We start from the raw sequence: 1,279 nt of genomic DNA, 5'->3' as shown, positions 1-1,279 counted from the left end.
TTACTGGGTGAGTAGACCGACCTAACCTCGTGCTTGCCCAAAAATTGATTGAGGCAATTCTCTGAATTTCCAGCGCCAAAGAACAAGTGTCCGGAAAACCGCGCCCACTGAAGCAAACTTGCCGACAAACTCAAAACCAACCAGCCGAGGGAACAAAGAGAAACCATAAACCACTGACTTTGCGTGATTAAGCATAACGCCGCGTTAAGGGGTGCCGGCACGCAATACAAAAGCTACCGCACAATGCCATAACCACCAAACCTAACGCAAACTGAAAATGCCACGCGTGCCAAATCCCACTTGAACGCTTTGTTATGCTTAAGCTTCAATGACTTACGTTTTGATAAAACCAAGATTAACTCGACCTTGATTCACAAGCAAAAGCCAAAACCTAAAAAACGGAAATGACTCATGATTTTGAAAATCAGACTTTTAAATTTGGCCGCTAAAACGAAAAAACCTAAGATCAAATTTCTGATTGAGCCAACCGACCTAACCTCGTGCTTGCCCAAAAATTGATTGAGGCAATTCTCTGAATTTCCAGCGCCAAAGAACAAGTGTCCGGAAAACCGCGCCCACTGAAGCAAACTTGCCGACAAACTCAAAACCAACCAGCCGAGGGAACAAAGAGAAACCATAAACCACTGACTTTGCGTGATTAAGCATAACGCCGCGTTAAGGGGCGCAGGCACGCAATACAAAAGTTGCTGCATAACACCTTAACCACTAAACAAACTGCAAACCAAAAATGCCACGCGTGCCAAGTCCCTCTTTAACGCTTTGTTAGGCAAATTAGTACGATGCGCCATTGATATTTCTCACTGCAATACCTGACAATACTTCTGCTTCAGCCATTCGCATGTTTACGGCCAAGATTTTATCCAGACATTTGGCTGTAGTTACATAGTGAGTAATGCAACCACAAACTGAACACCGATGAAATTCGACTTCTTTGTCACCCCAACAGTAGATATCTGTTGGTTTTGTCATGGTGACTTCGACTTGTTCCGGAGAAAAATACGCCCAACAAGCAGCATAACGTCGACAAATTGAACAATTACACTCACCAACTTCTATTGGAATTTCACTCAAAATAAGAGTTACATTTTCACAATGGCATGTCAGTTTCATCTCAAACTCCTTGGATTTGCCTAACGCCGCGTTAAGGGGTGAAGGCACGCAATACACAAGTTACCGCACAATGCCGTAACCACCAAACCTAACGCAAACTGAAAATGCCACGCGTGCCAAATCCCTCTTGAACGCTTTGTTATGCTTA

General features: G+C 43.9%; 1 protein-coding gene. It reads right to left on the bottom strand.

From position 1 onward, the window contains the following. Nucleotides 1-792 precede the first annotated feature (792 nt). Nucleotides 793-1,131 (bottom strand): aldehyde-activating protein, encoded by a 339-nt coding sequence (locus UF06_RS24990; RefSeq protein WP_082069767.1) that lies wholly within the window; start codon nucleotides 1,129-1,131, stop codon nucleotides 793-795. Nucleotides 1,132-1,279: the final 148 nt, after the last annotated feature.

The sequence above is a fragment of the Vibrio sp. S234-5 genome (assembly GCF_000960595.1).
Lineage (GTDB): Bacteria > Pseudomonadota > Gammaproteobacteria > Enterobacterales > Vibrionaceae > Vibrio.
The sequence above is the reverse complement of the archived record's forward strand: the minus strand, read 5'-3'. Positions and strand labels throughout refer to the sequence as shown.